A 6,312-nucleotide genomic window follows, 5' to 3' on the forward strand; every position below is an offset into this window, starting at 1 on the left:
ACTTGACAGGGCCGCGCGGCGGGCATCTTGCTCCCGGCGCCTGACGGGCCCACCTCGAACACGAATCGGGGCGGGCTCTTCAGCCTATGGAATCTTCCCGAACGAAGGGCCCGAGCGGTGCGTCCGCCGGCCACGGGAAGAGGCGGGCCGGTTGCATCCCGCCCGCGCAGCGGAGTTTGGTGAGATGGGTTACAAGGTCGCCGTCGTCGGAGCCACGGGCAATGTGGGCCGCGAGATGCTCGACATTCTGGCCGAGCGCGCTTTCCCGGCCGACGAGGTCGTGGCGCTGGCCTCCAGCCGCAGCCTGGGCCAGGAAGTCTCCTTCGGCGACAAGATTCTGAAGGTCAAAGCGCTCGACACCTACGACTTCTCCGACACCGACATCTGCCTGATGTCGGCGGGCGGCGACGCGTCGAAGGAGTGGAGCCCGCGGATCGGCCAGCAGGGCTGCGTGGTGATCGATAACTCGTCCGCGTTCCGCTACGACGCCGACGTGCCGCTGATCGTGCCCGAGGTGAATGCCGACGCGGTGGTCGGCTTCACCAAGCGCAACATCATCGCCAACCCGAACTGCTCGACCGCGCAGCTCGTCGTCGCGCTCAAGCCCCTCCACGAGGCGGCCACCATCAAGCGCGTCGTGGTCTCGACCTACCAGTCGGTCTCCGGCGCCGGCAAGGACGCCATGGACGAGCTGTTCAGCCAGACCCGCGCCGTCTTCACCGCCGGCGAGGTCGTGCAGAAGAAGTTCACCAAGCGCATCGCCTTCAACGTCATCCCGCACATCGATGTGTTCATGGAGGACGGCTACACGAAGGAAGAGTGGAAGATGGTCGCCGAGACCAAGAAGATGCTCGATCCCAAGATCAAGCTCACGGCGACCGCGGTGCGCGTGCCGGTCTTCATCGGCCACGCCGAGTCGGTGAACATCGAGTTCGAGCGCCCGCTCTCGCCTGAGCAGGCCACCGAGATCCTGCGCTCGGCCCCCGGCGTGCTGGTGATCGATAAGCGCGAGAACGGCGGCTACATGACCCCGCACGAGGCGGCGGGCGAGGATGCCACCTACATCTCGCGCATCCGCGAGGACGCCACGGTCGAGAACGGCCTGAACTTCTGGTGCGTCTCGGACAACCTGCGCAAGGGCGCGGCCCTCAACGCGGTGCAGATCGCCGAGGTACTGGTGAACCGCAAGCTCCTGAACAAGGCGCGTCAGGCGGCCTGACGCCTGCCACTAAACAACGTCCTCTGAGCGCCGCCCCTTCCGGGGCGGCGTTTTTGTTTGGGCCGAGAGCGGATCGCTGTTGCCTCTGCCATACGGCCTTGGAGATCCGATCATTGCTCTGGAACCTGCCCGGCTCAGCGCGGCCGGCTTTGCACCCCTTCTGAACAACTGCACGCGCACTCTTGCAACCAAAGCGAGCAGGTATTTTCCTGACACGGTCCGAATCATCGTGACGCAGGTGAAACCCCGCTGATAACCACGGCTCGACAGGTCCAGCAGCTCGTCCTTCCTCTTCTTGAGCATCACGCAGACCTCAAGCTCGTCACCAGTCATACGCTGTGGCTGACGCCGGTGACGCATGTTGCGCGGGAGATCTGGATCGATCGGACTTCGTCGGCTCGCCACTTCAATCCACAATGGACGTTGAACCCTCTCTTTCTGCCCAACGTGAGAGCAGCCACCCACGCTGGTTTTTGCTTGGAGTATATTCCTCGACTGAGTAACGTTGATGGACGAGCGAGAAATTGGTGTTGGGATGACCCTGAAATGCCAAAAGATTTCCTTGAGCAACTCAATAAAATCATAAAATTGCTTCGCAGTGCAGATACCTTACTTGCCTGTCGTTCTTTAACGGAGGCAACCATGGGCTATACTTGGGGAAAGGATTTTTTTGAAAATCTCGTCTACGATATTGCATTAGGGAATCTGAATTTAGCCCGATGCTGGTGGCAGAAAGTCCAGGCATCGCCTGCATTGCAGCATCCTCATCAAGATGAGCCATGGCGAACGTGGAGGCTGCGCATCCGATCCTTGCATGAGCCGCTGATGGAAGACGATCGCGCGGCGCTCGCGTCGATCTTGCATCGGTGGGAGCGCGAGAACATCGCCGGGACCAAGGCCGAGGCGATCTGGCAGCCATCACCATTTCCGCTCGAAGAGATGGCTTGAACAAGCCAACGGCGAATCCAGTGGGATAATTTCCCACATATTGTAGAAACAATCGACCGGCAGGAAGAGCGCATCGACGCGCGAGACTCTCCCCCTTGAACCGACGATGCCAAAGATCGCTTTGGTCCTCCCTCTCGAGAGAGGTTGCCCTTGTCGCGTTTCTGTTCTTCTGGGTCGCGGCGGTGATCGAAACCGAGCGGGGACCGGTCAAACCGACCCCGCCGCTCGTCCCCTACGGCGTTGCCGATCTGCCGTCCCGCGCCACCGCCTCCAGCGCAGCGATGTCACCGCCTCCGATCAGGGGCATGTGAGCGGTCAGCCGCGCGTCCGGATCCGGTCCGATCAGGGTCGTCGGCATGGCTGGCTCCCCTCCCCCGCGCCTGCGGGCTACTGTTTGCGGCCGGTCCAGGCCCCGTCCCGGCGTTCGAGGCCGGGGACGGCGCCTCGAGGCGCTTGAATTCGCCGCGCGCCGGGGGTAAGTCACGGCTCAACATTTTCGGTGCAGTCGATAGGCTGCTTGCGGGAGTGGGCCCCCCGGGGTCCGCTCTTTTTTATTTCCGCGAGCGCCTCCTGAACCGGAATTGCCAAGCTTAACCCCCGATCGAGACCTTCGGAAAACGACAGCATGGCGGAGCCCACCGAGAAACGTCTTGTCAGCGAGACCGGCGTCGCCGCGCGCGTCGCCCAGATCGTCGAGGGACCGATCGAGGGTCTCGGCTTCCGCCTCGTGCGGGTGAAGATCTCGAACACCAACGGCTGCACCGTGCAGATCATGGCCGAGCGGCCCGACGGCACGATGGGCGTCGACGAGTGCGAGACCGTGAGCCGCGCGATCTCGCCGATCCTCGATCTGGAGGATCCGGTCGGCGGCGCCTACTACCTCGAAATCTCCTCGCCCGGCATCGACCGGCCGCTGGTGCGCGTCTCCGATTTCGAGCGCTGGGCCGGCTACGAGGCGAAGGTGGAACTCGCCGTGCCGATGGACGGGCGCAAGCGCTTCCGCGGCATCCTCGGCGTGCCGAGCCCGGACGGCGCCACGGTGCCGATCGACCTGCCCGACGTGAAGCCCGGCCTGCCGAGCCGCATCGAGGTGCCGCTGCGCGATCTCGGCGAGGCGCATCTCGTCCTCACCGACGACCTGATTCGCGAGTCGCTCCGCCGCGGATCCGCCCCGCCGCAGGACGGTGAGGAGGTGGACGACGAGGAGGGCGAGGCGCCGGAGGACGAGGCGCCGCAGATCCGCTTCATCCCGCAGCCGAAGCGGCCCAAGCCCAAGGCGGACAAGAAGTCCGACAAGCCGGCGAAGGCGAAGAAGCCCAAGCCCGGCGGCGGCATCGTCACCAAGGCCGCCCGCCTCAAGAACCGCGACACGCTCCACTGATTTTTTCGCGTTTTCCCGTCCCGAGGGACGGATGCACGACCTGAAGGAAGGACCAGGAACCATGGCCGTCGTCAGCGCCAACCGGCTCGAACTCCTGCAGATCGCCGACGCGGTGGCCCGCGAGAAGGTGATCGACCGCCAGATCGTCATCGAGGCGATGGAGGAGGCGATCGCCAAGGCCGCCCGCTCCCGCTACGGCGCCGAGACCGACGTCCACGCCGAGATCGACCCGAAGAGCGGGGCGCTGCGCCTGTCGCGCCACCTCCTCGTGGTCGATCAGGTCGAGAACGACGCCCGCGAGATCACCCTCGATCAGGCCCGCCGCTACAACCCCGGCGCGCTCGTCGGCGATGTGATCTCCGACACCCTGCCGCCCTTCGATTTCGGCCGCGTCGCCGCGCAATCGGCCAAGCAGGTGATCGTCCAGAAGGTGCGCGACGCCGAGCGCGCCCGCCAGTACGACGAGTACAAGGACCGCATCGGCGAAATCCTCAACGGCGTGGTCAAGCGGGTCGAGTACGGCAACGTCATCGTCGATCTCGGCCGCGGCGAGGGCATCGTGCGCCGCGACGAGATGATCCCGCGCGAGACCTTCCGCCCCGGCGACCGCATCCGCGCCTACCTGTTCGACGTGCGCTCCGAGGTGCGCGGACCGCAGATCTTCCTCTCGCGCTCGCACCCGCAATTCATGGCAAAACTCTTCGGCCAGGAAGTGCCGGAGATCTACGACGGCATCGTCGAGGTGAAGGCGGTGGCCCGCGATCCGGGCTCGCGCGCCAAGATCGCGGTGATCTCCCGCGATTCCTCGATCGATCCGGTCGGCGCCTGCGTCGGCATGCGCGGCTCCCGCGTCCAGGCGGTGGTCGGCGAGTTGCAGGGCGAGAAGATCGACATCATCCCGTGGTCGCAGGACCAGGCGACCTTCATCGTCAACGCCCTGCAGCCGGCCGAGGTCGTGAAGGTGGTGCTCGACGAGGAGGCCGACCGCATCGAGGTGGTCGTGCCCGACGACCAGCTCTCCCTCGCCATCGGCCGCCGCGGCCAGAACGTGCGTCTGGCCTCGCAGCTCACCGGCTGGGACATCGACATCCTGACCGAGGCCGAGGAGTCGGAGCGCCGCCAGAAGGAGTTCGCCGAGCGGACCCAGGTCTTCATGGAGGCGCTCGACGTGGACGAGACCGTCGGCCAGCTCCTCGCGGCGGAAGGGTTCCGCAACGTCGAGGAGATCGCCTACGTCGACGTGGCGGAGCTCTCCAACATCCAGGGCCTCGACGAGGAGACCGGTGCCGAGATCCAGGCCCGCGCCCAGGACTATCTCGCCCGCATCGAGCAGGAGCAGGACGACCGCCGCCGCGAGCTCGGCGTCGAGGACGAGCTGCGCGAGATCGACGGCGTCACCACCGCGATGATGGTGGCGCTCGGCGAGAACGAGGTGAAGACCGTCGAGGATCTCGCCGGCTGCGCCACCGACGATCTCGTCGGCTACACCGAGGGCCGCGGCCCCGAGGCCGTTCGCCATGCCGGCTACCTCGACGGCTTCGAGCTGTCCCGGGCCGAGGCCGAGGCGCTGATCATGGCCGCCCGCCTGAAGGCCGGCTGGATCGACGCGCTGCCCGAGCCGGAGGGCGAGGCCGCCGACGGTGAGGCGGCCGAGGGTGAGGCGACCGAGGAGGCTGCGGCCGAGCCGCAGCAGGCCTGAGCGGACAGCAACGCGGGACGGTGCAGGACGTGATCGCCCGAGGCGAGACAGTCGAAGAGGCGGCCGGGACCGGCCCGGACCTCGACCGCGGCCCCGGCCGCGGCCGGGAGCCCGTGCGCACCTGCATCGTCACCCGGACCGCGCAATCGCCCTCGGGCATGATCCGCTTCGTGCTCGGGCCGGACGGCACGGTGGTGCCGGACCTGCGCGCCCGCCTGCCGGGCCGCGGTGCCTGGGTGACGGCCACGCGCGCCACGGTCGCGGCGGCGGTGAAGCGCCGCGCCTTCCACCGCGCCTTCAAGACTGCCGAGGTGAAGGCCGCGCCCGATCTCGCCGATCAGGTGGCGGAGGGTCTGCGCACGGATCTGCGCCAGGCGCTGGCCCTCGCCAACAAGGCCGGCTGCGTGGTGACCGGGTTCGGAAAGGTCGAGTCCGCGATCCTCGGCGCCGAGGGCGTCGCGGCCCTGCTTCACGCCAGCGATGCCGCCCCGGACGGACGGCGCAAGCTCGCCGCCGCCTTGCGGCGCCGCTACGGCGATGCCATATCGGTTATTCCCGTTGTCGATGACCTGTCCAACGCCGAATTGGACATGGCATTGGGTCGGGATCATGTGATACACGCTGCCCTCATCGCGGGAGCCGGCACAACCGGCTATCTCGCGCGTTGGCGTCGGTTCCGCACCTTCGAGGGTATGGCGTCGGCGTCCGAGGAGGACGCCCCGCTCACCGCTGGCGCGACCGCCTCTGATTCGCACGACGACGACATGAAATGACAATCGGCCGGGCATGCCCGCCGCCGGTCGATGGGACGATGGAAGCCCTCAGGGTTCAGACTGAATGAGCGATACGAACAATCCGGGTGACAAGACGCAGACCAGAGCTCCCGCGAAGCCGCTGACGCTGAAGCGCCCGGTCGAGCAGGGAACGGTCCGTCAGAGCTTCTCCCACGGGCGGTCGAAATCCGTCGTGGTCGAGACGGTGAAGCGGCGCACGATCGGCGCCGCCCCCGGAACGGTCGCGCCCCGTGAGCCCGCTGCCCCGCCGCCGCGCCCCGCTTCCGTGGCC

At 66.7% G+C, this 6,312-nt stretch carries 7 protein-coding genes; 6 read left to right on the plus strand and 1 reads right to left on the minus strand.

Annotation, left to right across the window (positions count from 1 at the left end):
• Positions 1–184 precede the first annotated feature (184 nt).
• Both ABS772_RS23390 and ABS772_RS23395 read left to right on the plus strand, forming a co-directional pair.
• A complete protein-coding gene (locus ABS772_RS23390; protein ID WP_238255684.1) occupies positions 185–1,219 on the plus strand; it encodes an aspartate-semialdehyde dehydrogenase in 1,035 nt (344 codons plus the stop codon).
• Positions 1,220–1,765: 546 nt separating this feature from the next.
• The gene (locus tag ABS772_RS23395) at positions 1,766–2,167 is read left to right on the plus strand and encodes a hypothetical protein (RefSeq protein ID WP_350397084.1); all 402 of its coding nucleotides are present in this window, start codon (positions 1,766–1,768) and stop codon (positions 2,165–2,167) included.
• 232 nt (positions 2,168–2,399) lie between these two features.
• Here the strand turns inward: ABS772_RS23395 and ABS772_RS23400 are convergent, their stop codons facing one another.
• Positions 2,400–2,525 (minus strand): hypothetical protein, encoded by a 126-nt coding sequence (locus ABS772_RS23400; RefSeq protein WP_350397085.1) that lies wholly within the window; start codon positions 2,523–2,525, stop codon positions 2,400–2,402.
• A gap of 267 nt (positions 2,526–2,792) precedes the next feature.
• Between ABS772_RS23400 and rimP the strand changes: the two genes are divergently transcribed.
• The 4 genes from rimP to ABS772_RS23420 form a co-directional block, all read left to right on the plus strand.
• Entirely contained in the window at positions 2,793–3,548 is a 756-nt protein-coding gene (rimP, locus tag ABS772_RS23405) for a ribosome maturation factor RimP (protein ID WP_350397086.1), read from the plus strand.
• Between the two features lie 61 nt (positions 3,549–3,609).
• Positions 3,610–5,247 carry a transcription termination factor NusA gene (nusA, locus tag ABS772_RS23410; protein WP_350397087.1) on the plus strand — a complete coding sequence of 546 codons (1,638 nt, stop codon included), beginning with the start codon at positions 3,610–3,612 and terminating at the stop codon, positions 5,245–5,247.
• Positions 5,248–5,276: 29 nt separating this feature from the next.
• Positions 5,277–6,020, plus strand: coding sequence for an RNA-binding protein (locus ABS772_RS23415; RefSeq protein ID WP_350397089.1), 744 nt, complete (start codon positions 5,277–5,279; stop codon positions 6,018–6,020).
• Positions 6,021–6,084: 64 nt separating this feature from the next.
• Positions 6,085–6,312, plus strand: a 228-nt coding sequence (locus ABS772_RS23420; RefSeq protein WP_350397088.1) for a translation initiation factor IF-2 associated domain-containing protein, incomplete at its 3' end; no start/stop codon positions are given.

Source organism: Methylorubrum podarium (assembly GCF_040270385.1).
Classification (GTDB): domain Bacteria; phylum Pseudomonadota; class Alphaproteobacteria; order Rhizobiales; family Beijerinckiaceae; genus Methylobacterium; species Methylobacterium podarium.

Coding starts and splice junctions, on each gene's coding strand:
- ABS772_RS23390 (WP_238255684.1), top strand. CDS start 185: ATGGGTTACAAGGTCGCCGTCGTCGGAGCCACGGGCAATGTGGGCCGC.
- ABS772_RS23395 (WP_350397084.1), top strand. CDS start 1,766: ATGCCAAAAGATTTCCTTGAGCAACTCAATAAAATCATAAAATTGCTT.
- ABS772_RS23400 (WP_350397085.1), bottom strand. CDS start 2,525: ATGCCGACGACCCTGATCGGACCGGATCCGGACGCGCGGCTGACCGCT.
- rimP (WP_350397086.1), top strand. CDS start 2,793: ATGGCGGAGCCCACCGAGAAACGTCTTGTCAGCGAGACCGGCGTCGCC.
- nusA (WP_350397087.1), top strand. CDS start 3,610: ATGGCCGTCGTCAGCGCCAACCGGCTCGAACTCCTGCAGATCGCCGAC.